The sequence below is a fragment of the Kitasatospora sp. NPDC088351 genome (assembly GCF_040685575.1).
Taxonomy (GTDB): domain Bacteria; phylum Actinomycetota; class Actinomycetes; order Streptomycetales; family Streptomycetaceae; genus Kitasatospora.
In genome coordinates this window covers 157122-182081 of the sequence record NZ_JBFBIL010000010.1, presented here as the reverse complement: position 1 = coordinate 182081, position 24960 = coordinate 157122, and the positions used below count along the sequence as shown (strand labels likewise).

The 24960-nt window shown below is 72.7% G+C and carries 17 protein-coding genes; 8 read left to right on the top strand and 9 right to left on the bottom strand.

Features of this window, described 5'->3' with window-relative positions; translation table 11 throughout:
* Window positions 1–74: 74 nt before the first annotated feature.
* The 4 genes from AB0P06_RS11175 to AB0P06_RS11160 form a co-directional block, all read right to left on the bottom strand.
* A complete protein-coding gene (locus AB0P06_RS11175) occupies window positions 75–749 on the bottom strand; it encodes a nucleoside/nucleotide kinase family protein (protein ID WP_363606792.1) in 675 nt (224 codons plus the stop codon).
* 32 nt (window positions 750–781) lie between these two features.
* Entirely contained in the window at window positions 782–1738 is a 957-nt protein-coding gene (locus AB0P06_RS11170; protein WP_363606790.1) for an LD-carboxypeptidase, read from the bottom strand.
* Window positions 1739–1848: 110 nt separating this feature from the next.
* The gene (gene trpS, locus AB0P06_RS11165; RefSeq protein ID WP_363606789.1) at window positions 1849–2940 is read right to left on the bottom strand and encodes a tryptophan--tRNA ligase; all 1092 of its coding nucleotides are present in this window, start codon (window positions 2938–2940) and stop codon (window positions 1849–1851) included.
* A 175-nt stretch (window positions 2941–3115) separates the two neighbouring features.
* Window positions 3116–4573, bottom strand: a complete 1458-nt coding sequence (locus AB0P06_RS11160; RefSeq protein ID WP_363606809.1) for an APC family permease — start codon at window positions 4571–4573, stop codon at window positions 3116–3118.
* 437 nt (window positions 4574–5010) lie between these two features.
* Here AB0P06_RS11160 and AB0P06_RS11155 point away from each other — a divergent pair, with 437 nt between their 5' ends.
* Window positions 5011–6147, top strand: a complete 1137-nt coding sequence (locus AB0P06_RS11155; RefSeq protein WP_363606788.1) for an iron-siderophore ABC transporter substrate-binding protein — start codon at window positions 5011–5013, stop codon at window positions 6145–6147.
* Between the two features lie 141 nt (window positions 6148–6288).
* Complete coding sequence (locus tag AB0P06_RS11150) at window positions 6289–7392, top strand: hypothetical protein (protein ID WP_363606787.1); 1104 nt, start codon at window positions 6289–6291, stop codon at window positions 7390–7392.
* A gap of 60 nt (window positions 7393–7452) precedes the next feature.
* On the opposite strand, the gene AB0P06_RS11145 is transcribed toward AB0P06_RS11150, so the two are convergent.
* Window positions 7453–7995 carry an NUDIX domain-containing protein gene (locus tag AB0P06_RS11145; protein ID WP_363606785.1) on the bottom strand — a complete coding sequence of 181 codons (543 nt, stop codon included), beginning with the start codon at window positions 7993–7995 and terminating at the stop codon, window positions 7453–7455.
* Between the two features lie 143 nt (window positions 7996–8138).
* On the opposite strand from AB0P06_RS11145, the gene AB0P06_RS11140 reads away from it, so the two are divergent.
* Window positions 8139–9071, top strand: a complete 933-nt coding sequence (locus tag AB0P06_RS11140; RefSeq protein WP_363606783.1) for an ATP-grasp domain-containing protein — start codon at window positions 8139–8141, stop codon at window positions 9069–9071.
* Window positions 9072–9217: 146 nt separating this feature from the next.
* On the opposite strand, the gene AB0P06_RS11135 is transcribed toward AB0P06_RS11140, so the two are convergent.
* Entirely contained in the window at window positions 9218–13132 is a 3915-nt protein-coding gene (locus AB0P06_RS11135) for an ABC transporter ATP-binding protein (RefSeq protein WP_363606807.1), read from the bottom strand.
* Between the two features lie 579 nt (window positions 13133–13711).
* The gene (locus AB0P06_RS11130; protein WP_363606805.1) at window positions 13712–14452 is read right to left on the bottom strand and encodes a TetR/AcrR family transcriptional regulator; all 741 of its coding nucleotides are present in this window, start codon (window positions 14450–14452) and stop codon (window positions 13712–13714) included.
* A 133-nt stretch (window positions 14453–14585) separates the two neighbouring features.
* Here AB0P06_RS11130 and AB0P06_RS11125 point away from each other — a divergent pair, with 133 nt between their 5' ends.
* The 4 genes from AB0P06_RS11125 (at window position 14586) to AB0P06_RS11110 (ending at window position 21063) form a co-directional block, all read left to right on the top strand.
* The gene (locus AB0P06_RS11125) at window positions 14586–16295 is read left to right on the top strand and encodes a carboxyl transferase domain-containing protein (RefSeq protein WP_363606782.1); all 1710 of its coding nucleotides are present in this window, start codon (window positions 14586–14588) and stop codon (window positions 16293–16295) included.
* Between the two features lie 96 nt (window positions 16296–16391).
* Entirely contained in the window at window positions 16392–18701 is a 2310-nt protein-coding gene (locus AB0P06_RS11120; protein ID WP_363606781.1) for a biotin carboxylase N-terminal domain-containing protein, read from the top strand.
* The gene (locus tag AB0P06_RS11115) at window positions 18698–19693 is read left to right on the top strand and encodes a hydroxymethylglutaryl-CoA lyase (RefSeq protein ID WP_363606780.1); all 996 of its coding nucleotides are present in this window, start codon (window positions 18698–18700) and stop codon (window positions 19691–19693) included. Before AB0P06_RS11120 ends, AB0P06_RS11115 begins: the two co-directional genes overlap by 4 nt.
* Window positions 19694–19869: 176 nt before the next feature.
* Complete coding sequence (locus tag AB0P06_RS11110) at window positions 19870–21063, top strand: acyl-CoA dehydrogenase family protein (RefSeq protein WP_363606779.1); 1194 nt, start codon at window positions 19870–19872, stop codon at window positions 21061–21063.
* Between the two features lie 229 nt (window positions 21064–21292).
* Here AB0P06_RS11110 and AB0P06_RS11105 read toward each other — a convergent pair whose 3' ends face one another.
* Window positions 21293–21772, bottom strand: a complete 480-nt coding sequence (locus AB0P06_RS11105; RefSeq protein WP_363606804.1) for a universal stress protein — start codon at window positions 21770–21772, stop codon at window positions 21293–21295.
* Window positions 21773–22578: 806 nt separating this feature from the next.
* On the opposite strand from AB0P06_RS11105, the gene AB0P06_RS11100 reads away from it, so the two are divergent.
* Window positions 22579–23718 carry an HAD-IA family hydrolase gene (locus AB0P06_RS11100; RefSeq protein ID WP_363606778.1) on the top strand — a complete coding sequence of 380 codons (1140 nt, stop codon included), beginning with the start codon at window positions 22579–22581 and terminating at the stop codon, window positions 23716–23718.
* A gap of 102 nt (window positions 23719–23820) precedes the next feature.
* Here the strand turns inward: AB0P06_RS11100 and AB0P06_RS11095 are convergent, their stop codons facing one another.
* The gene (locus AB0P06_RS11095) at window positions 23821–24648 is read right to left on the bottom strand and encodes a GNAT family N-acetyltransferase (RefSeq protein WP_363606777.1); all 828 of its coding nucleotides are present in this window, start codon (window positions 24646–24648) and stop codon (window positions 23821–23823) included.
* Between the last annotated feature and the right edge of the window lie 312 nt (window positions 24649–24960).

The following is a 24960-nucleotide window of genomic DNA, read 5'->3' as shown; positions in this document are numbered from 1 at the left end:
GAAGTGGTGTTTCGTGGATTGGCCGCCCCGGGACCGTCCGCGCCGATGCGTGTCCGGTGCTCCCTGTCGAGCGACTAGAGAACACTACGCCCATCCGGGGCGACAGGCAAATCGGCGCCTTGGACGATCCGGGTGCAGAGCGCGCGGCCGGCCTTCACGTACTCGCCGTTGGGGTGGTCGTTGCTGGTGACCCAGTGCCGGGCCACGGCCTCGTCCCGGCCACCGGCGCGGTGGCGGCCGAGCAGACGCTGCTCGCGGACGGCGTCGTCGGTGTCCACGTACCAGAGCTCGCGGAGCAGCCGCCGGGCCTCGGGCCAGGGGTGCTCGGTGGCGGCGAGGTAGTTGCCCTCGGTGATGACGAGGCGCGCGTGCGGCGGGACGACGTGGCGGGCGGCCACCGGTTCGTCGAGGTCCCGGTCGAAGTCGGGGACGTAGATGTCCTGGAAGCGCTCGGCGGCGACCCGGCGAAGCAGCGCGACGTAGCCGTGGGCGTCGAAGGTGGCGGGCGCGCCCTTGCGGTGGCTCAGGCCGAGCCGGTCGAGCTGGGCGGCGGAGAGGTGGAAGCCGTCGAGCGGAAGGTAGGCGGCGCTGCCGGGGCCCTCGACACGTTCGACCTCGGCGATCAGATACCGGGCGAGGGTGGACTTGCCGGCACCGGGCGGGCCGGCCAGTCCGAGGATCGTACGAGCGCTGCTGCCCGGACCCCGAAGGAAACCGAGGGCGAGGGTGGTGAGGCTGTCCTCGTTCATGGGCGCACCCTACTCACCGTTTCCGCCCGTTCTCACCGTGCGTCGAGGGCGGGCAGTTCCAGGGTGAGGGTGCCGGAGTCGGCGTCGAGCAGGGCCGGGACGCCGAGCGGGACGGTCAGGGTGGACGGGCTGTGGCCGAAGCCCAGCTCCCAGAGCACGGGTATCCCGAGCGGGCCGAGGCGGTCGAGCATGACGGCCTTGACCCGTTCCGGCCGTCCGCAGCCGTCCCAGGAGCCGAGGGCGATGCCGGTGACTCCGTCGAGTGCGCCGGAGCGGAGCAGCTGGGTGAGGATCCGGTCGAGTTGGTAGGGCTGCTCGTTGACGTCCTCCAGGACCAGGACGCAGCCGGCGAAGGACGGGCGGGCGGCGGGGGTGCCGCGTTCGGCGGCGAGGACGGAGGCGCAGCCGCCCGCCGTGATGCCTCGGGCGCGGCCCGGGACGAGGGCGGTCGCGGTGGACGAGGTGAGCACGGTGGTGGCCGTGGGTTCGAAGAGGGTCCGGCGCAGGTGTTCGGCGGTGGGGCCGTCGGTGGTGAAGGAGGCGGCCGCGCCCATCGGGCCGTACAGGGTGGCGATGCCGAGCCGCTGGGCGAAGGCCTCGTGCAGGGAGGTGGCGTCGCTGAACCCGACCAGCGGCTTGGGCGGTACGGCCCGCATGGCCCGCCAGTCGAGCAGGTCGACCATGCGGTGGACTCCGTAGCCGCCCCGGGCGCAGATGACGGCGTCGACCGTGGGGTCGAGCCAGGCGGCCTGGAGGTCGGCGGCCCGGTCGGCATCGGTACCGGCGAGGTGGCCGAGGACGGGATGGGTGTCGAGGACGTGCGGGGCGACGGTGACCCTCAGCCCCCAGGAGCGCAGGATCGCGCATCCGGCGGTGAGCCGCTGCGGGTCGATCGGGCTGCTGGGGGCGACCACGACGACGTGGTCCCCGGGGCGGAGGTGCGGCGGGCGGGTCAGCCCTCGGCCGGGCGTGGTCGGGTGCTGGTCCATGGCCGGGTTCCTTCCGGGAAGGTGTGCGGGGGGTGCTGGGTGGTGCGCGGAGCGGAGGCGGTCTCCGGGCCGTCCCGCGGACGGCCCGGAGAAGGTATGCCCCGCTGCCTTCAGACTGACCCCATCACGGCCCTGACCTCGGCGAGCGTGGCGTCGGCGACGGCGTTGGCCCGCTCGGCGCCGTCTCGCAGCACCTGCCGGATGTAGCCGCGGTCGGCGGCGAACTCGGTGCGGCGGGCGCGGATCGGGCGGAGGTACTCGTTGACGGACTCGGTCACCGTGCGCTTGAGCGCGGCGCCGCCGCCGTCGCCGAGCTCCTCGGCGATCTGCTCCGGGGCCCGGTCCTGGCAGAGCGCGGCGAGCAGGACGAGGCTGGAGACCTCGGGGCGGCCGGCCGGGTCGTAGCTGATCCGGCGTTCGGTGTCGGTCCTGGCGCCCCGGATCAGGCGGGCGGTGGTGTCCTCGTCGGCGGAGAGCGAGACGGCGTTGCCGCGGCTCTTGCTCATCTTGCCTCCGTCGGTGCCGAGCAGCAGCGGGGCGGCGGAGAGCAGGGCCTCGGGGCGGGGGAAGACGCCGGTGCCGTCCGGGTGCGGGTAGCGCTCGTTGAAGCGGCGGGCGACGGTGCGGGCGACTTCGAGGTGGGGCAGCTGGTCCTGGCCGACGGGGACGAGGTTCGCCTTGCAGAAGAGGATGTCGGCGGCCTGGTGGACGGGATAGGTGAACATCAGGCCGTTCACGGCGGCCTGGCTGGAGTGGGCGATCTCGTCCTTGACGGTGGGGTTGCGGCCGAGTTCGGCGACGCTGACCAGGCTGAGGAAGGGCAGCAGCAGCTGGTTGAGGGCCGGCACGGCGCTGTGGGCGAAGATCGTGGCGCGGTCGGGGTCGAGGCCGGCGGCGAGGTAGTCGAGGACGAGGTTCTCGGAGTGCTCGGCGAGCCGGTCGGCGATGTCGCGGTCGGTGATGACCTGGTAGTCGGCGACCACGACGAACATCTCGACGCCGAGGCGCTGGAGACGGACCCGGTTCTGCAGGGTGCCGAAGTAGTGGCCGAGGTGGAGTGGGCCGGTCGGCCGGTCCCCGGTGAGGACGCGGTGGGCGGCCGGGTCGCGGCGCACCTGCTCGGCGAGGTCGGTGCCGGGGCCTTCGGCAGGGCGGTCGGCGGGGTCGGCGGGGCGTTCGGCGGCGGGACCGGTGACGGTCATGCGGTGGCTCCTCGGTGCGGCGGTGGTGGTGGCCGTCCGGGGTGCGGGCCCGTCCCGCGGGAAACGCGGCAGGGCCGTCCATCCCGGACGGCCCTGGTCAGGTGTGTGCTGGTGGCCGTCCTAGGACGGCCACCAGCACAGACCCGCGAAGCTCTTCATGCTCCCGAGGATAGCGTCAGTCCTCCACGATCAGCGCGGGGGTGTCCTTGCGCAGCGTCTCGCCGCGGAAGAACTCCGGCCGCAGCTTGCCGTACCAGGTCATCAGGACGGCGCCGAGCAGCAGGATGCCGACGCCGATGACGAACACCGAGCCGATGCCGAAGACGGCTCCGCTGCCGTAGTCCGGGTTCCACGCGTCGGTGAGGGTCTGCACGAAGACCGCGCTGAGCAGTGCACCGCCGAGGAGCGGGGCGACGCCCTTGACCAGCAGGTCGCGCAGGCTGCCGCGGAGCGAGCCGCGGAAGTACCAGACACAGGCGAAGGCGGTCAGCGCGTAGTAGAAGCAGATCATCAGACCGAGGGCCAGGATGGTGTCCTGAACGACGTTCTCGCTGATCAGGCTCATGCCGACGTAGAAGACGGCGGTGGCGATGCCGGCCGCCACGGTGGCGTAGCCGGGGGTGCGGAAGCGCGGGTGGACCGCGCCGAAGCGCGGCGGCACGGCCCGGTAGGCGCTCATCGCGAGCAGGGTGCGGGCCACCGGGATGAAGGTGGTCTGCAGGCTGGCGGCGGCGCTGGCGACGACCGCCAGGAAGAGCAGGATGCTCCACGGCGAGCCGAGCACCGACCGGGCCAGCGCGGAGAAGACGTTGTCGGCGGTGGCAGGGTTGCCCAGGCCGGTGCCGGTGGTGCCGACGCCCGCGAACATCTGGGCGGCGATCGCGACCAGCAGGTACGAGCCGACCAGCGTGACCATGGAGATCATCGCGGCCCGGCCCGGGGTCTTGGCACTGCCGAGGGTCTCCTCGTTCATGGTGAGGCAGGTGTCCCAGCCCCAGTACATGAAGATCGAGAGCGACAGGCCGGCGGTGAAGGCGCTGAACGAGCTCACCTGGAGCGGGTTGAGCCAGGACGCCGAGAAGCCGATCGAGTGCGGCAGGTCGCCGGAGACGGCCTTGCTGATGGCGATGCCGGAGAAGAGCAGCAGCACCGCGAGTTGGAGGCCGACCAGGCTGTACTGGAACCACTTGGTGGCCGTCATGCCCCGGTAGCTCATCGCGGTGGCGCCGGCGATCAGCAGGACCACCGTGAGCAGATGGACGGCCTTGTTCTGGTCCAGCTCCGTCACCCAACTGCTGCCGGTCATCTCGCCGAGCATCAGGTAGAGGAAGTTGGTCGCCACCCCGGCCAGGTTGGAGAGCACGATGATGGTGGCGACCGTCAGGCCCCAGCCCGCCATCCAGCCGATCCGGGGGCCGAAGGCCTTGACCGTCCAGGTGAAGGACGTGCCGCAGTCCGGGAAGTCCTTGTTGAGCTCCTTGTACGCGAACGCGACCAGCAGCATCGGCAGGAAGCCGGCCAGGAAGACCGCAGGCATCTGCACGCCGACGGCCGTGACGGTCGGCCCCAGTGTCGCGGTCAGGCAGTAGACCGGGGCGACTGTGGAGACGCCCAGGACCACGCTGCCCAACAGGCCGACCGAGTTGCCCTGTAGACCCTTGTCCCCCGTTGCCCCCGCCGCACCCTGCTCGGGAACGCCACCACTGGTGCCACTGACCGGGGCACCCTGCGGAGCGACGGGCGCCGTTGCCCGTCCGCTGCTTCCGTGCTCTGAGAGCTGCTGATCAAACACCAGCGCACCCTAGGTGGGAGCAGTGAAGGTTGTGTAGGCCAACCCCTGGTGATCTAAGCCACTCACTTCGATTCCTTCGCATCGCGGGAACGATAGGCGATGTATTAACGGCTTGTTAACCGGTGTACCTTTGTTTCGAAGGGTTGGCGTCAAGTTGATTTATTCCTTATGTCATGCTTTGAGACGTTTTACCCCTCGGCCGAAAGCGACCCTTCCACCCCTTTCGCACAGCTGGGATAGGTTTGCCTCACCTAACCCCGATCGCGAAGGAGCGTCGCGTGGCCCCCCACCCCGCCGACCTGACCCTCGTCAGCCGGACCTCCGCCGACCGGCCCCCGGCCGGCCGCACCCCCTCCCGGCGGAGGTTCCTCGCCGCGGGCCTCACCGGCGGTGCCGTCCTCGGTCTCGGCGGGCTGCTCAGCGCCTGCGGCGGGTCCGGCGGACCGGCCGGACCGGGAGGCTCGACGCAGGCCTCGTCCGGCTCGTCGCCGAACCAGAAGTCGGTCAAGCAGGGCGGCGACGACTACACCGGCGTGATCGAGAAGATGAAGGGCTTCGGCACCGACGCCGCGCCCGGCGTCTACCCGCGCACCATCAAGCACGCCATGGGCGAGACCGTCATCCCGGCCAAGCCCGTCCGGGTCGTGGTGCTGGACACCGGTGAGCTCGACAACGTGGTCTCGCTGGGTATCCAGCCGGTCGGCGTCGTCCACACCGACGGCTCCAAGACCATGCCGTCCTACCTCAAGGACACGGCCGGCAACCCGGCCGGCGTCGGCACCATCAACAGCCTCAACCTGGAGGCCATCGCCGCGCTCAAGCCCGACCTGATCCTCGGCAGCCAGCTGCGCGCCCAGGACCAGTACGCCCAGCTCTCCAAGATCGCGCCGACCGTCTTCTCGCTGCGCCCCGGCTACCCGTGGAAGCAGAACTTCCAGCTCAACGCGAGCCCGTTCGGCCTGGAGGCGGAGGCCGGGGCGCAGCTCGACGCGTACCGGAGCGCGGCCACCGCGATCGGTGCCGAGCTCGGCGACAAGCGGCCCACCATCACGCCGCTGCGCTTCATGCCGGGCAGGACCCGGCTGTACGCGGAGCTGTCCTTCATCGGCACCATCCTCACCGACGTGCCGCTGCCGCAGCCCCGGATCGAGCAGGTCAAGGAGCTTGCGGTCGAGATCAGCCCCGAGCAGATCGACCAGGCCGACGCCGACTGGATCTTCTACGGCGTCTACGGCTCGCCCAGCTCCACCAACCAGGACGCGGTGCTCGGCGGCGCGCTCTGGAAGACCCTCGGCGCGGTCAAGTCCGGCCAGGCGCGGCCGGTCTCGGACGAGACGTGGTTCCTCGGGCTCGGCGTCACCGCGGCCAACGCGGTGCTGGCCGACCTCAAGGGCTTCGTCGCGCCCGGCGCCTGATTTCCACCGCTCCGAGGTGACGGACGGGACGGAAGGGGCGGGCGGCACGGTGGCGTCGCACACAACCGGAACACGGGCGCTTGGAGCTGGTCCCGGGGTGCGGGAGGATCGTCGGGACCGTACCCCGAAGGGCTCGTGCCGATGACCACGCTCGACCAGACCGCAACCGACCCGACTTCATCCGGCCTGCCCGCGCCTGATGTGCTTCCGCGCGGTCTGCCCGAGCGCGAGCCCGCGGACGGGGAGCGGTCCTCGGCCGTGCCCGCCGCCGGACGCTGCTCCATCGTGTCGGCCGCCGACCCGGGGGCGGCCGCCGGGACCGGCGCGACGGGTGCGGCTGGGGCAAGCGGCGGCGCGCTGGGCGCCGGGCGCGACGGCTCGGTGCCGCGGCCGCGAGGCGGTGCGGGTGCCGGTGCGGGTCATGGTGCCGGCGGCTCGGGTGCCGGCGGCACCGGTACGGGTGGTTCCGGTGCGGGTGGCGAGGGCGACCAGACGGCCGCCCGGCTCCGCGCGGGCCTGGCCGAGCGGCTGCGGTCGGCGTACGCGCAGGGGCGGTCGCTCTCCGAGCTCGCCGCCGCCTGCCGACGGCCCGTCGCGGAGGTCCATGCGCTGCTGGCCGAGGGTGGCGCCGCCCTCGGCGCCGGTGACCGTGACGAGGGCTTCGTCCGGCTCCAGCGCCCGGCGGAGCCGGCCTCCGAACGGGCCGTCCCGGTGCTGCGGGCCGCCCAGGAGGAGTTGCGCACCGCCCTGTCCAGGCGTCCCGCACCCTCCCGGCGGCTGCGCCGGATGCATCCCCGGGCGGAGGCCGCCATGACGGAGGCCGCGCACGGGAAGGCGGTGGCGGCCGAGGCCGTTCCCGCTGCCGCCGATCCGCCCGGTGGCGGGGCCGCCCGGGTGGCCGATGCCGGGCCCGGTGTCGAGACACCGCTCGGCATCCTGATCGGCGGTACCCCGAACCTCCCCGAGGCCGTCGGCCGTCCTGAGGAGCGGCAGCCGGTCCGGGTGACCGCTGACCTGATCAGGATCGGTCCCGGCACCTGCCTGGTCGTGCTGCCCGACTGGCGGCCCGCCATCGCCGTCTCGGTACCGACCGAACAGCTGCTGACCACCACCGGCCTCGGCTACGACGAGCTGGCCGACGCCCGGCTGTCGGTGCTGATCAGCCCCGGCGCGCTGCACGACCGGGAGCTCGACCTGCACGACTGGCGCGCCGGCTCCGGGCCGGGCCGGCGCGGCGGGCGGTAACACCGCACCGGAACGCGCCGGGCCCACTGCGACGTCGGGCTCGCTACGACGCCCGGCCCGCTACGGCGTCGGGCCGTTCGGGATGTAGCCGAGGTCGACGGAGACCGGTGCGCGCCGGCCGGTGATCCAGCTCTCCCGGACCGCCGACAGCAGCTCCGGAAGCCGGGGCGGCCAGAGGGCGTCGGCGTGCTCGTCGGCGAGGTCGGCCGGGGTCCACCAGCGCCCGTCGAGGATCTTGTCGGTGGCGTGCACCGCGCTCACGTCGCCGACCGGGCCCCGGTGCGGCCCGCTGGTGAGGTAGATGTGCTCGTGCTGGCGAACGGGCGTGCCGTGCCAGGTGAAGTCGTGCTCCCAGGTGCAGAGCAGCGGGCCGGGTTCGAGATCGGTCCAGCCGGTCTCCTCCCAGAGCTCCCGGCGCGCGCCGGTCCACGGGGTCTCCCCCGCCTCCAGACCGCCGCCCGGCATCGTCCAGTGCACGCCGACCTCGACGTTGTCGGAGCGGAGCAGGAAGACCGAGCCGTTCCCGTCCAGCACCACCGTCCTGGCCGCCTGCCTCGGGATCCGCTTCGGGGCCCGCTTCGGGTGTCGCAGCAGATTTCGCATCGGGTCACTCTCCCAGCGCGGACCGGGGGCGTCGAGCGGATTGCCCGGGCCGCGCTGCCGACCGGGAGGACATCGGCCGCGGCGGGAGGCGGCGTTGGCGGGACACGGTGTCTCCGACGGATGGTGGCCTTACCCTGGCGCCCATGCGCGTACCCGCGGTCCTCTTCCCGGCCGACCCGCTCAACCCGCTCCGACCCGACCCGCACTTCGTCCGGGAGGCCCGGTTGCTCAGGGAGTTGGGCGGCAAGCACCACCTCGTCGACCTTGACGCGCTGCTCGCCGGGAACCTCGGGGAGGCGGTTCGGCGGGTGCCCCGGGGCTGCGGACCGCTCTGGTACCGGGGGTGGATGGTCCCCTCCGCCCACTACACGTCCCTCGCCCGGGAGTTGGGCGGCCGTGGCGCCAACCTGCTGACCAGCGCGGCCGGTTACGCCATGGCGCACGAACTGCCCGGCTGGTACGGAGTGTTCGAGGGGGCCACACCGCCGAGTGTCTGGATCCCGGTGCCGGTTCCGACGGCGGCCGCGGCGGGCGGGGTTCCGGCACCGGGGCCCGCGGAGCTGGCGGCCGCCGTCGAACGGCTCGGCGGGAGCGGCCCGGCCATCGTCAAGGACTATGTGAAATCCCGCAAGCACGAGTGGGACGAGGCCTGTTACATCCCCGATCTGGCGGACCTGCCGGCCGTCGGACGGGTGGTGGCGCGTTTCGTCGAACTCCAGGGCGAGTTCCTGGCCGGCGGGGTGGTGCTGCGGCGGTACGAGGAGTTCGAGCGGGCCGGAGGCGCGGGCGGGGACAACGGGGAGCGGCGGGCGGTCGAGGCCCGGGTCTGGTGGCTGGACGGCGAACCCGTGCTGGTCGGACCGCACCCGGACGCGCCGGACCACCCCGTCGAACCGGATCTCACCGGGGTGCGGCCGCTGGTACGGGCACTCGGCTGCCGCTTCGTCACCACCGACCTCGCCGGCCGGGCCGACGGCTCCGGCTGGCGGGTGGTCGAGGTCGGCGACGGGCAGGTGAGCGACCTGCCGCGCGGGATCGACGCGTCCGGGCTGCTGGCCTCGCTGATCGCCGCCTGAGGCCGCCCGGTCGCCACGTGCTTCCTGCGGCGCCGTCGTTTCCCCGGCCCGGACCGGGCTTGCGAACGGGCCCGGGAGGGCTGTTCCGGCTTCCGCCGATCACGCCCGGCCGGGGCCCGGTCAGGGCGGCCTACCCGGGCCCGGGCCTACCCGACCACGGGTTCGGCCACCGCTCCGGGGCCGGCCTCGGGCGCCGGGTGACCGTCGGCGATGAACGCCTGCCAGAGCCGTGCGTACACGCCGCCCCGGGCCAGCAGTTCGCTGTGCGTACCGTCCTCGACCACCCTGCCGTGGTCCAGGACGACGACCCGGTCGGCGCGTTCGGCGGTGGTGAGGCGATGGGCGATGACCAGGGTCGTACGACCACCGCTGAGCCGGTCCGCAGCGTGGTTGACCGCCGCCTCAGTGGCCAGGTCGAGTGCCGCGGTGGCCTCGTCCAGGAGCAGGATGTCCGGATCGACCAGCTCGGCCCGGGCCAGCGCGATCAGCTGGCGCTGGCCCGCCGAGAGGTTCCGCCCCCGACCGGCGACCTCGTGGTCGTAGCCGCCCGGCAACCGGACGATCATGTCGTGCGCGCCGACCGCCCTGGCCGCCGCCTCCACCTCGGCCGCCGAGGCCGCGGGCCGGCCGTACGCGATCGCCTCGCGCACCGTACCGGCGAACAGGTACGCCTCCTGCGGCACGACGCCGAGCCGGTGGCGGTACTGCGCGAGGTCGTACCGGGTGAGGTCGACGCCGTCCACCCGGACGGTGCCCGCCGTCGCGTCGTAGAACCGGGCGACCAGCTTGACCAGCGTCGACTTGCCGGCGCCCGTCTCGCCGACCAGCGCCACCGTCTGACCGGCGGGTATGTGCAGGTCCACGCCGGAGAGCACCTCGGGGGAGCCGGCCGCACCACCGTTGTAGGCGAAGCCGACGCCCTCGAAGTCGATATCGCCGCGGAGCCCGCCGGTGACCGGTACCGGGTCGGCGGCCTCGGCGGTGGTGGTCGGGGTGCGCAGCAGTTCGCGGATCCGGCCCAGACCGACGGCCGCCTGCTGGTAGCCGTCGAAGACCTGTGAGAGCTGGTTGACCGGCGCGAAGAACAGGTCGATGTAGAGCAGGTAGGCGACCAGCGCACCCACCGTGAGGGTGCCCGAGTCGACCCGCGACGCACCCACGATCAGCACCAGCGCCGCGGCGACGCTGGAGAGGAACTGCACGAACGGGAAGTACAGCGATATGTACAGCTGGGCCCGGACCCTGGCCTCACGGTAGGCGGAGCCCCGGGCGACGAAGCGGTCGGTGTTGGCGTCCAGGCGGCGGAAGGCCTGGACGATCCGCATCCCGGCGACGTTCTCCTGGAGATCCGCGTTGACCGTGCTGATCAGGTCCCGGGAGATCTCGTACTGGGCCTTGGACTTCTTGCGGAACACCAGCGTCGCCACCACCAGCAGCGGCAGCACGGCGAACACCACCAGGGCCAGCCCCGGGTCGATGATCAGCAGCGCGGCGAAGATACCGGCGAAGGTCAGCAGACTGACCACCGCCGTGACCACCCCGGTCTGCAGGAACGAGGTGAGCGAGTCCAGGTCGGTGGTCATCCGGGTCATGATCCGGCCGGACAGCTCGCGCTCGTAGTAGTCCAGGCCCAGCCGGTTGAGGTGGGCGAAGATCTTGAGCCGGAGGCTGTAGAGAACCCGCTCGCCGGTGCGACCGCTGACCTGGCTCTCGGCGCTCTGCACCAGCCAGTCCAGCAGGACGATCACCAGCGCGGCGAGGGCGGCGACGGCCACGCCGGACATCATGGCCCGGCTGACGCCTTCGTCGATGCCGTGCCGGATCAGGATCGGCAGCACCAGCCCGGCGGCCGCGTCCAGGGCGACCAGGAACAGGGCGAGGGCGAGTGGACGGCGGAAGGGGCGCAGCATCCGGCGGAGGGTGAAGTCGGGGTCACCGGCCTCGGCCTCGGCGCGGGAGATCGCCGGGGTGTCGGTGGCCGGCGGGAGGGCCGCGACCTTGGCGAGGAGATCGGGCGAGGCACTGCGGGCCGCCTTGGCCAGGGCGGGGGTGGCGGGGGTCTGGACCGGAGCAGGGGCTGGGCCGGCCGGGGCGGTCTGTGTGCCTGCGGCCGGGGCGGTGGCTTCGGGGGTTTCGAGGCCCTCAGGTGCTCCGGGCGCCTCTGGTGCCGCCGGGCGTTCGGAGATGGCCGGCGGCGTGGTCCGGCCGGCCTCGGGGTCGGAGATCAGCGCCCGGTACCTGGGACATCGGGCGTCGAGTTCCTCGTGCGTGCCGAGGTCCACCAGTCGGCCGCGGTCCAGGACGGCGATCCGGTCGGCGAGCTGGAGGGTGGAGCGGCGGTGGGCGATCAGCAGGGTCGTGCGGCCGCGCATGACCGAGCGCAGGGCGTCGTGGATCTCCGCCTCGATCTGCGGATCGACCGCCGAGGTGGCGTCGTCCAGCAGCAGGATGCGCGGATCGGTGAGGATCGCCCGGGCCAGGGCGATGCGCTGGCGCTGGCCGCCCGAGAGGGTGAGGCCCTGCTCGCCGACCTTGGTCTCGTAACCGTCGGGCAGCCGCCGGACGAACTCGTCCGCCTGCGCCGCCCGGGCGGCGGCCACGATCTGCTCGTCGGTGGCGTCCGGCCGACCGTACGCGATGTTGGTGCGGACCGTCTCGGAGAACAGGAAGCTCTCCTCGGGGACGATACCGACCGCCGCCCGGACCGAGTCGAGGGTGAGATCACGCAGGTCGTGGCCGTAGAGGCGGACCGTGCCTGCCGCCGGATCGTAGAACCGGGGGACCAGCTGCGCCACCGTCGACTTGCCGGAACCGGACGCGCCGACCAGGGCCAGCGTCTCGCCGGGGGCGAGTTTCAGGCTGAGCCCGTGCAGGACGGGCGCCGGGTGGTCGGAGTCGTAGCGGAACTCGACCCGGTCGAACTCCAGCGCCACGTCGGGTGTGCGCGGGCCGACCGGCTCCCGCTCCGCGGGCCCCTTGGCAGAGTGCGGCCTCGCGAGGTGCGGCCTCGCGGCGTGCGGCGGGGCGGGGTGCGGCGCGGCGCGGTGCGGTTCGGCGGGGTGCTCGGGGTCGGTGACGTCCCGGGTCAGGTCGAGGCCGACCGCATCCGGACGCTCCTGCACCAGCGGGCGTTCGTCGATCAGCTGGAGCACCCGCTCCACCCCGGCCCTGGCCTGCTGCCCGACCGTGATGACCATGGTCAGCATCCGCACCGGCCCGGTCATCTGCGCCACGTAGGTGGAGAAGGCGACGAAGGTGCCGAGCGAGACCCGGCCGTCGACCGCCAGCCAGCCGCCGAAGGCCAGCACGGCGACCTGGGCGATCGCCGGGATCGCCTGCATCGCCGGGTTGTAACGGCTGTTGAGCCGGATGGAGCGCAGCCGGGCCGCGAAGAGGTTGCGGGAGGCGGTCTCCAGCTTGTCCAGCTCCTGGGCCTCCTGGCCGAAGCCCTTGACCACCCGCACGCCGCCGACCGCTCCGTCGACGACGCCCGCGACGGCCGCCGCCTCCTGCTGGGCGGCCCAGGTGGCGGGGAACAGCCGCTTGCGGCTGAGTACCGAGATCCACCAGAGTGCCGGGCCCATCACCAGGGCGATCAGGGTGAGCGGCGGCGAGAGCCAGATCATCACGGCCAGCGACATGACGAACATCAGCAGGTAGCCGGTCATCATCGGCAGCATCGAGAGCAGGCCGTTGATCAGCTGGAGGTCGGACGTGGCACGGCCGACCACCTGCCCGGTGTCCAGTCGGTCCTGCCGGTGGCCGTCGAGCCGCCCGAGCGAGCGGAAGAGGTCGCTGCGCATGTCGTGCTGGACGTCGAGGGCGAGCCGTCCGCCGTAGTAGCGGCGCACCTGGGTGCAGGCGAACACCAGGACGGCGGCCAGCAGCAGCGCGACGGCCCAGGGCGCCAGCGAGCGGGTGTGCCGGGTGATGACGTCGTCGATGATCACCTTGGTGGCCAGGGGCACCAGCGAGGTGACGGCCATGCCGACCAGTGAGGCCCCGAAGGCCAGCAGGACGCTGCGCCGCGACCGCCAGCAGTAGCCGACCAGCCGCCGCAGCCAACCCGAACCGCCGGGGTGGCCCGAACCGCCGGGGGCCGGTGTCGCGCTCGACGCGTCCTTCCCGCCGCCCGGGGTGTCATGGCCGGGCGTGCGGTCACCCGGCGCGTCGGTGCCGCCCTGCTTGCCCCGCGTGCCCCGGGTACCAGCTCGGTTACCGGCTCGGGTGCCGCCCGGGGAAAGCTCCACCGTAGATCCGTGAGTCTCAGGCATATTTAGGGATGCTAACCATTCCGTGGGGTGGCCGCCATGGGGTTTCAGGCCAGAGCAGGCCGACGTGTCCGACCCGCTTGACCCGCCAACAGCCCGCAACCTGCGGTGATTCCCGGCCGGACCTCGCCCGGCCGTCTGCTACCAGCATGGACGACGGCAGGCCGACCGCCCACCGCCCTCCGAGGCAGTGGGCCACCCCCTTTGGGCCTAGGCCGCACCTGGACCCGACCCGCGCGCCGAGGCCGCTACGCGTGGGCACTCGGGCGCGGGCGTACACACCGGGGCGTGTGCACATCGGACGGGCGTGCACCGGGCAGGTGCACACCGGACCGGCGCGCCCCGAACGGGCTGAACCCGGGCCCGGGTTCAGCCCCGGGCGGACGCCGCGGCGTCGGCCGCCGCCGAGAAGGCGCCGTGCGCCAGCCGGCGCAGCAGGGAGGCCATGTCATCGCGCTGGAGGCCGACCCGCTCACCCTGGGCGAGGTTCGGGCCAAGGCTGTGCGGGGTCGAGTTGATCAGGCCGAAAACGGCGTGCACGGCTGCCCGCGCGACCGGCTCGGCGCCGGGATCGGCCAGCGGCGGGTAGGCCCGCCGGACCACGTCCACCCAGAGTTCGACGTAGCCGCGCTGGAGTCGGCGGACCGTCCGGCGGTCCTCCTCCTTGAGGTTCAGCAGCTCACGGTCGTGCAGGGTGATCAGGTCGCGGTCGTCGAGCGCGAACTCGACGTGTCCGCCGATCAGCGCGTCCAACGCGGCGGCCGCGCCTTCGCTGCCGCTGCCATCGCCGTTGCCATTGCCATTGCCATTGCCATTGCCATTGCCATTGCCATTGCCGCTGCCGTCGGCATCGATCTCGCCACCCGCACCGCCGCCGGCACGCCTGCGGCCCTCCTCCAGGAGGCGCTCGCTGATGCCGATCAGGAGGTCGGCGAGCATCGCGTCCTTGCCGGCGAAGTGCCGGTAGAGCCCCGGCCCGCTGATACCGACCGCTTTGCCGATCTCGTCCACGCCCACCCCCAGGAAACCCCGGGCGGCGAACAGCCGGGCAGCCTCCTTGCGGATCTGGTCACGGCGTGGGAGCGCTGAGGTGGCTGGGACGTTCGGCATGCTGCCCATCGTAGACAGTCCGGTTATCGCCCGTTAACCTGGGCGGCACGAGTTAACGCTCATTAACGCGGGGGTCGCGGGCACACCCTGGCCCTGCGGCCCACCTGGTGCCGAGGGCAAGGGAGCTCTTGGGATGGTCATCTCAACCGCCGGTACACAGACCGGCGTCCATGGCAACGGGGCGGCCGGTACCGCCGGACCCGGAGCCGTTCCACCGGGAGCCACCGCTCCCGCGCCCAGGCTCGGCACCGCCGTCGACCCGGGCTCCGAGGCCTATCGCTCGAACACCGAAGCGCACCGAGCCCTGGTCGCCGAGCTGCGCGAGAAACTCGGCGCGGCCGCCCTCGGCGGCGGAGCCAAGGCCCGGGACCGCCACACCGCGCGCGGCAAGCTGCTCCCCCGCGACCGGGTGGACACCCTGCTCGACCCCGCCTCGCCTTTCCTGGAACTGGCCCCACTGGCGGCCGACGGGATGTACGACGGAGCCGCGCCCGCGGCCGGCGTGATCGCGGGCATCGGCCGGGTCGCCGGGCGCGAGGTGGTCGTCGTCGCCAACGACGCCACCGTCAAGGGCGGCACCTACTACCCGATGACGGTCAAGAAGCACCTGCGCGCCCAGGAGGTCGCGCTGGAGAACCGTCTGCCCTGCGTCTATCTGGTGGACTCCGGCGGCGCCTTCCTGCCGATGCAGGACGAGGTCTTCCCGGACCGCGACCACTTCGGCCGGATCTTCTACAACCAGGCCCGGCTCTCGGCCGCCGGCATCCCGCAGATCGCCGCCGTGCTCGGCTCCTGCACGGCGGGCGGCGCGTACGTGCCGGCGATGAGCGACCAGGCCGTCATCGTCCGCAACCAGGGCACGATCTTCCTCGGCGGACCGCCCCTGGTGAAGGCCGCCACCGGGGAGGTGGTCACGGCCGAGGAACTGGGCGGCGGCGAACTCCACTCCCGGACCTCCGGCGTGACGGACCACCTGGCCGAGGACGACGCCCACGCCCTCTCCATCGTCCGCACCATCGTGGCCGGGCTCGGTCCGCGCCCGGCCAGGCCATGGCCGCTCGCCCCGGCCGAACCGCCCACCGTGGACCCGGCCGGGCTCTACGGAGCCGTCCCCGTCGACCCGCGCACGCCCTACGACGTACGCGAGGTGATCGCCCGGCTGGTCGACGGCAGCCGGTTCGCCGAGTTCAAGGCCGAGTACGGCGCGACCCTGGTGACCGGCTTCGCCCGGATCCACGGCCACCCCGTCGGCATCGTCGCCAACAACGGCGTGCTGTTCTCCGAATCCGCCCTCAAGGGCGCCCACTTCATCGAGTTGTGCGACCAGCGCGGCATCCCCCTCCTCTTTCTGCAGAACATCACCGGGTTCATGGTCGGCCGGCAGTACGAGGCGGGCGGCATCGCCAAGCACGGCGCCAAGATGGTCAACGCCGTCGCCTGCACCCGCGTACCGAAGCTGACGGTGGTGATCGGCGGCTCGTACGGAGCCGGCAACTACTCGATGTGCGGCCGGGCCTACTCACCTCGCTTCCTGTGGATGTGGCCGGGCGCGAAGATCTCCGTGATGGGCGGCGAGCAGGCGGCGTCGGTCCTGGCCACCGTTCGGCGCGACCAGTTCGAGGCGCGCGGCGAGGAGTGGCCCGCCGACGCGGAGGAGGCGTTCAAGCGCCCCGTCCGCGAGCAGTACGAGCATCAGGGCAACGCCTACTACGCCACCGCCCGGCTCTGGGACGACGGGGTGATCGACCCGATGGACACCCGCACCGTTCTCGGCCTGGCCCTCACCGCCTGCGCCAACTCCCCGCTCCCGCCGCCCGGTCCGTTCGGCGTCTTCCGGATGTGACCTCCATTCCGCCGCCGCGCCACCACACCCGGCGCTGCGGCCCCTTCCCGCCATCTCCTTCGTACGGCTCCCCTCGACCCGGAGGAAACGCCTCCCATGTTCGACACAGTTCTGGTCGCCAACCGTGGCGAGATCGCCGTCCGGGTGATCCGCACCCTGCGGCGGCTCGGCGTGCGCTCGGTCGCCGTGTTCAGCGACGCGGACGCCGACGCGCCCCACGTCCGCGAGGCCGATCTCGCGGTGCGGCTCGGACCGGCCGACCGCAGTGACAGCTCGGCCGCCGAGACCTACCTGCGGACCGACCAGATCCTCGCCGCCGCCCGCCGCACCGGGGCCCAGGCCGTCCACCCCGGTTACGGCTTCCTCGCCGAGAACGCCGCCTTCGCCCGCGCCTGCGCCGACGCCGGCCTGGTCTTCATCGGTCCTCCTCCCTCCGCGGTCGAGCTGATGGGTGACAAGATCAACGCCAAGGAGGCGGTCCGGGCCGCCGGCGTCCCGGTCGTCCCGGGCAGCCGGGCCACCGCGCCCACCGACGGCGAACTCGTCGCGGCCGCCGACGAGATCGGCTACCCGGTGCTGCTCAAGCCGTCCGCCGGCGGCGGCGGCAAGGGCATGCGCCTGGTACGGGACCGGTCCGACCTGCCGACCGAGATCGCCGCCGCCCGACGGGTCGCCCGCACCGCCTTCGGCGACGACACCCTGCTGCTGGAACGCTGGATCGACCGGCCCCGCCACATCGAGGTCCAGGTGCTCGCCGACGCCCACGGCACCACCGTCCACCTCGGCGAGCGCGAGTGCAGCCTGCAGCGCCGCCACCAGAAGCTGATCGAAGAAGCACCCTCCGTTCTGCTCAATGCCGAGACCCGCGCCGCCATGGGCGCTGCGGCCGTCCGCGCCGCGGAGTCCTGCGGCTACACCGGGGCCGGCACCGTCGAGTTCATCGTTCCCGGCATCGACCCGGACTCCCCCACCCCCACCGAGGGGGTACGGGACTTCTTCTTCATGGAGATGAACACCCGCCTGCAGGTGGAGCACCCCGTCACCGAACTCGCCATCACGGTGGGCGGTTCGGCGGCCACCGGCCCGGCCGAGGACCGGCCGGGACGGCTGGACCTGGTCGAGTGGCAGCTGCGGATCGCCTCGGGCGAGCGCCTGTCCTTCACCCAGCCGGACATCTCCTTTCTGGGCCACGCCATCGAGGCCCGTATCTGCGCCGAGGACCCGGAACGGGACTTCCTCCCCACCGGCGGACGCATCCTGGTGCTGGACGAGCCCCAGGGCGAGGGCGTTCGCGTGGACTCGGGCGTGGCCACGGGCACCGTCATCAACAGCGCCTACGACCCCATGCTCGCCAAGGTCATCGCGTACGGCCCCGACCGCGCGACCGCGCTGCGCCGACTCCGCGCCGCGCTGGCCGACACCCGGATCCTCGGCGTGACCACCAACACGGGCTTCCTGCGGCGACTCCTCGCACACCCCGAGGTCGTCGCCGCCCAGCTCGACACCGGCCTCGTGGAACAGACGGCGCAGCAGCAGCCCGCACTGCTGGCCTCGCCCTACTCCCCGGCCGACGCGGCTCCCGCCGCGGACTCCACCGAGACCTCCGGATCCCGGCCGTCCGAGGTACCGACCCCTGCTCACCTCCTCTACTACGCGGCCGCGCTCACACGGCAGCTGGACCTCACTCCCGCCGCCGGCACCGACGGCTGGACCGACCCGTTCTCCCTTCCCTCCGGCTGGCGCATGGGCGGTGACGCCGCCTGGACCACCCATCGGCTCCGGGCCCCCGGCCAGGACCCGGTGTCGGTGAGCATTCGCCCGATCACTGCGAGCAACGTAGCCGAGGCCACTGACATTCCCCCGGGCGTCACTCCTGAGATGGAAATCCGACTCGGTTCCGGCCCGGTCCACCGCGCCCGGGCCGCGCGGGCCGGTGACCGGCTGCACCTCACCGTCGACGGCCTGCAGACGACGTTCGCACAGGCCACCGACAACGCACCCGGCCCTGCCGCCGGCCCGGTGACCTGGCTCGGGATCGACGGCGACGCCTGGCCCGTCCACGGGTACGACTCCGTCGGCGAGAACTCCACCGCCGCCGGCGCCCACCACGGCGCCCTGACCGCCCCGATGCCCGGCACCGTCACCGTCGTCAAGACCGCGGCCGGCGAGACGGTCCACCGCGGCCAGCCACTGCTCGTCCTGGAGGCCATGAAGATGGAACACGTGATCACGGCCCCGCACGACGGCGTCGTGAGCGAACTGCGGGCCACCGCAGGCGCCACCGTGGCGATGGAGGAGCTGCTGGCCGTGGTCGTCCCCGCCGAGAACGAGGCCGCGGAGGACGGGCCGGCCGGCCAGGCACTCGCCGGTGCGGCGGCCGGGACCCCGGCGGAGGTGCGGGCATGACCGCCGACGCCTCCCCCGCGCACGAGCCGGACGCCCTCGACCTGGGCCTGCCCGACCCCGTCCACGCCCCGGGCCTGCCCGAGGAGGTCCGGATCCACGAGGTCGGCCCGCGCGACGGACTGCAGAACGAGAGCGCCCTGGTCCCCGTCGAGGTCAAGGCCGAGTTCATCACCCGGCTCGCGGCCGCCGGACTGCGCACGGTCGAAACCACCAGCTTCGTTCACCCGAAATGGGTACCGCAGCTCGCCGACGCCGAGGAGCTCGTCCCCCGGCTCGCCGACCTGCCGGCCCGTCACCCCGGTCTGCGGCTGCCGGTGCTGGTGCCCAACGAGCGCGGGCTCGACCGCGCGCTCGCCCACCACACCGGCGACATCGCGGTCTTCGCCAGCGCCACCGAGACCTTCGCCCGCCGCAACCTCAACCGGTCGGCCGACGAGGCGATGGACATGTTCCAGCCGGTGGTGGAGCGGGCCGCCAGGGCCGGGATCCGGGTCCGCGGCTACCTCTCCATGTGCTTCGGCGACCCGTGGGAGGGCCCGGTGCCCGCCTCCCAGGTGATCGGCTTCGGGGTGCGGCTGCTGGAGATGGGCTGCACCGAACTGAGCCTCGGCGACACCATCGGCGTGGCCACCCCGGGGCAGGTCACCGCACTTCTGGAGGGCTTCGCCGAGGCGGGTGTGCCCGCCGACCGGCTCGCGGTGCACTTCCACGACACCTACGGCCAGGCGCTCAGCAACACGCTGGCCGCGCTGCGCGGCGGCATCACCACGGTCGACGCCTCGGCGGGCGGCCTGGGCGGCTGCCCGTACGCCAAGAGCGCGACCGGCAACCTGGCCACCGAGGACCTGGTCTGGATGCTGCACGGGCTGGGCATCCGGACCGGCGTCGATCTGCGCGCCCTGGTCGCCACCAGCGGCTGGATGGCCCGGCAGCTCGGCCGCCCGAGTCCGTCCCGCACCGTCCAGGCGCTGCTCGGCACCGGCCGGGGCTGACGCCGGCCCGGCTCGACCACCCGGCGCCGGCCGGTCCGGGACCCGCCCGGCCGACGCCACCGTCCGTACGACATCCACTCTCTCGACCACACCGCGCGCCTGTCACACCGTCAGACGGACGCCGGTCATCCCGATCACGCCCGCGGCCACCCCGGCCGGGCCTCAGGAGGATCACCATGCTCGACCACCGGCTGAACAGCGAGTACGAGGAACTGCGGCGCACCGTCGCCGAGTTCGCCCAGGACGTGGTGGCGCCGAAGATCGGCGAGTTCTACGAGCAGGGCGAGTTCCCCTACGAGATCGTGCGGGAGATGGGGCGGATGGGCCTCTTCGGCCTGCCGTTCCCCGAGGAGTACGGGGGCATGGGCGGCGACTACTTCGCGCTCTGCCTCACGCTGGAGGAGCTCGCCCGGGTCGACTCCTCGGTCGCGATCACCCTGGAGGCGGCGGTCTCGCTCGGCGCCATGCCGATCCACCGGTTCGGCACGGAGGAGCAGAAGCGGGAGTGGCTGCCCCGGCTGACGTCCGGTGAACTCCTCGGGGCCTTCGGCCTGACCGAGCCGGAGGGCGGCTCCGACGCCGGGGCGACCCGCACCACGGCCCGGTACGACGAGGCCACCGACGAGTGGGTCATCAACGGCACGAAGTGCTTCATCACCAACTCCGGCACCGAGATCACCGGGCTGGTCACGGTCACCGCGCTCACCGAACCGATCGCTCGTTCGAGTGAAGAGGGCGAATTCCCCTCGCCACAGCGCGAAATCTCTTCCATCATCGTGCCCACCGGGACCCCGGGGTTCCAGGTGTCGAAGAAGTACTCGAAGGTCGGGTGGAACGCATCCGACACCCGTGAATTGTCCTTTACCGACTGCCGTGTACCCGCGGCCAACCTGCTGGGCGAGCGTGGCCGTGGCTACGCCCAGTTCCTGCGGATCCTCGACGAGGGCCGCATCGCCATCGCAGCCCTGGCCACCGGCCTGGCCCAGGGGTGCGTCGACCAGTCCGTCATCTACGCCGGTACGCGCCGGGCCTTCGGCCGGCCGATCGGCGCCAACCAGGCCATCCAGTTCAAGCTCGCCGACATGGAGATGCGCGCCCACACCTCCCGCCTGGCCTGGCGGGATGCCGCTTCCCGGCTGCTGCACGCCGAACCGTTCAAGAAGGAGGCCGCCATTGCCAAGCTGTACTCGTCGGAGGCCGCCGTCGACAACGCCCGCGAGGCGACCCAGATCCACGGCGGGTACGGCTTCATGAACGAGTTCCCGGTCGCCCGCTTCTGGCGCGACTGCAAGATCCTTGAGATCGGGGAGGGCACCTCCGAGGTCCAGCGCATGCTCATCGCCCGGGAGCTGGGCGTCGGATCCTCCTGAGCCCGAGCGGCTCGGGGCGCCGGCCCTGGGCGGCGACAGCCCGGAGAGCGTCCGCCATCGGTCTATCTCCGCTGTCGCCGACCCCTCGGGTCAGCGCCCCGGCCACAGGCCGCAGTTCGGATCGGCGCGTCGGCCGGCGCGCCGGTCCGGTCACCGGCCTGCGAGCCGATTCTGCCCTCGGTCCACAGGTGTCCGCCCGGCTCTGGACGGTCCGACACCGGACAGAGCATCAGGGAATAACGATCACGGGGCGGTTGGCGCGCCGGGCCAGCCGGCCTGAGACAGATCCGAAGATCTTGCCGAGCAGGCCGTGCGTACTGCCGACCACGATGGCGTCGGCGGCGTACTCGCGACCGACCTCCTCGATCTCGTGGCAGATGTCGCCGCCCCGCTCGACGAGGATCCACGGCACGCCGGCCAGGAAGTCCGCGCAGGCCAGTTCCAGACCGAGGACCTCGGTCCGATGGTCGGGGAGATCGACGAAGACAGGAGGTTCACACCCCGCCCAGACCGTGGCGGGCAACCGGTTGGCCACGTGCACGATCACCAGGCCGCACTGTGAGCGACGGGCCATGCCCACCGCATAGGCAAGAGCGCGCTCACTCGACAGGGAGCCGTCGAATCCCACCACCACACCGTGCCGGAAGGCCGGGTCGCATGCGCCGACGGGCGTCTCCCGAGCAGCCGGATCGCCGGTCACGTCCGGCATGCCGGAGGCTTCCGGGCGTTCGGCGCCCGGACCGAGGCGGCCCGTCATCGCCGGCTCCACAGGGCCGGTCCGGTGCTCGTCCCGCCGCTGACGCGGACCGGGACGGCCTCGGCGGGCGATGTTGCGAAGGGAACGCGAGAGGCCCTGGGCGTCCGGGTCGTCGCCGGGGTCGCCGCAGCCGTCACCGACTCCCCCGGCCGCTGCGCGCGCGCCACGGCCCGAATCCGGATCAACCGGTCGGGAGGACTCAAAACCAGCCATGGCTCAAGGCTCTTCGAGGGAGATGTGCCGACAGGAGAGGACAACGCTGCCCGGGCGGCAGGCCCGCCCACGGAACGACGTCGGTCTGCGCCGAGCACCACCGTATGTGACCTGTTCCTTTCAGAGTACGACGGGCTTGAGGCTCAGCCCAGTGGCGAAGCCTCGGAATGACTTTGTTCCCGCGAATGGAGGATGCGCCCGCCGACAGCAGTGCGCCCCCTACAGGCAGGCGATCGCGCCCCCTCGACAAAGGAGGTTCTCTGGAGCTTGGCTGAGCAGACCGGGCGATGCAACAGGCCCAAGGGACACCGTGACCGGACTGTCATCGATCGGCGACGATCCGTTGCCACCCGTCACCGACCGGCGCGCGCGTTCCGAACGGTCGGCCCCGCTGAGCGACGCCCCGCACCTCACGGACACCACCCGCCGTCACGCTGCTCCGGCGCACCTCCCGTCTGGCGGCCTTTCGGCCAACACCCACGGGTTCACGACGCCGTCTGGCATTTGCCAGATGCATAGGCGCTGCCGCTGACACCATGCTCGACATGTCCCTGCTCCTGCTCGACCTCGACAACACGCTGCTCCCCAGGGATGCCGCTTTCCGGGCCTGGGCTCAGGATTTTCTGGCCGAACGAGGGCTGCCGCCCGGCGACCTCGACTGGCTCGCCACCATCGACGGCGGCGGTTATGTGCCGCGCAGCACCGTACTGTCCGCCGCCCAGCGCCGCTATGGGCTGGACGAGTCCCTCGAACTCCTGCTGGCGCACTACCGACACGGCATCAACTCGCACATCCACTGCCCGTCCCGGCACATCGACGCGCTGCGGGCGGCGCGCGATGCCGGGTGGACGCTCGGCATCGTGAGCAATGGCAGCACCCGCCCCCAACTGGAGAAGATCCGCCGGACCGGGCTCGGCCCGCTGGTCGACGGCTGGGTCATCTCCGAGGAGGCCGAGTGCGTCAAGCCGGACCCGTTGATCTTCGAGATCGCCGCCCAGCGGTGCGGTATCGCACCCACCGGAGACTGGGCCTCGCACACCTGGATGATCGGCGACTACGCCCCGGCCGACATCGCGGGGGCCGAGCTCGCCGGTCTGCGCAGCGTCTGGCTGCACCATGGCCGTCCCTGGGCCGAGCCCGGCTACCGGCCGACGCTGAAGGCGGCCGGTCTGCCTGAGGCCGTCGGACAGGTGCTGTCCGCCCGGAACGCGCCCGGCCCCCGGGCGGCGGCCCGGGCGGGGACCAGAACGGGCGGGCCGGGCCGACGAAGGACGGCCGGCGCGGCCCCGGGCAGTTCCTCCTCCCGGGATCTCGCGGCGGCGGCCGCGCTCACCGGCGCGCGGTCCAGCGCACAGCTCTCCTTGTCCGCCCCGGACGGCATGCGTGCGCCTGTTCCCATGAACGCCACGGAAGGGAGCGCTCCCGGCTCGGGGGCGAGGCCGGCTGTCCGAAACCGGTCCGGCGAAGTTGCCTCATCCGGCGGCAGCCATCCCATGAACGCGAGTCGGACCACCACCGGGGCGCCCGCCACCGGCACACCGGTCGCCGCGCCGCCCTCGCGGACCCGGTTCGCCGCGCCTCCACCGCGGTTCGGTCCCCGTCCGGCCGCCCCGGTGACTGCGGTCACCCCGGTCACCGCAGTCACCGTGGCACAGGCGGTGGAGACGGCCGTGGCATCCCAGTGAGGTGGCCGGGCAGCCGGTCCCCGGCGCCGGCCGCCGGAGGCGATGGCCGCCCCTGACGCCCGGCGCTCCCGCCCGCCCGGCCTTCTCGGCTCCCCCGGCCTCCTAACGCTCCTGGCCGCCGCGGCCTTGCCCGCCGGCCGAGGGGCTGCGGGTCCACCAGAGGGTGCGGCTCTGTTCGATGAAACCGAGCTTGCGGTAGAGCGGTGCGCCGAGTGGGGTGGCGACCAGGGTCGCCGGGCGGTCGGGGTGCGCGGCGGCCAGCGCGGTCTCCAGGATGGCGCGGGCCACACCCCGGGAGCGGTGGTCGGGGAGGGTCGCGACCCAGTACACCCCGGTGGCCCGGCCGTCGTCGTAGGTCAGGCAGGCGCCGGCCGTCACGCCGTCCCGGCGCCCGAGCCAGGCCCGGCAGCCCGGCTCGGCGAGCAGGCGCTCGGGAAGCATGCCACCCCGTGTCCAGGGCTGCCGGGCGGGTATCGGGAAGCCGTCCACCACCGAGCGTTCGACCTCGGCGAAGCCGTCGCCGTCCTGGACCTCATCGACCGTCAGGGACTCGTCCGTGCCACCCCCGGTGGCCGTCCGCCCACCCCGGGGAGACACGTCGAGCGGGCCGGGCTCACGCGCCATGACCGGCATCGCCGGGCCGTGGGAGCAGCCGAAGCGGGCCATGTCCAGGCGGCCGTAGGGGTCTTCCAGGGTGAGCTGCGTCGTGGACCACTCCCGCAGCAGGGCCGCCAATTCCTCTTCCAGCGGAGCCGGTTCACCGTAGGGGCGGGTGACCACGATGCGATGGGCGTCGTCCGGCGTGCGGGCGCAGCGGACCGCGGTGAATCCGGGGTGGGCGAGTTGCTGCCAACCGTGCGCACGGGCTTGGGCGAGCCAGAACGCGGCGGCATTGTCGTTGGCCTGTTCGAGCCGGCTGTGGATGTTCACGACAGGACGGTAGCGCGGGCGCCGGGCGGCCGGCCCCCGGCCTCGGCACTGGCCGGATGAAGCCAGAGAGGCGCACGCTTTGGCTCCGTGCGCCCTCTCGTGCACCGCCGATTTTCGGTCAATCTCGCGCGGCTCCCTCGCCCTTGGGCAAACCCGCAGCCCAGACCCGCCGACCGGGTGCGCCGAAGCCGGGCGCCCCAGGACCAGCCCCGCGACAACCAGCCACCGTTGCACCGGCCCTCTTCCCAGAAGGGTCGACGGGTGCCACGCTTCGTGATCGAATGCATCACGCCAAATTGCCATGTCGACATA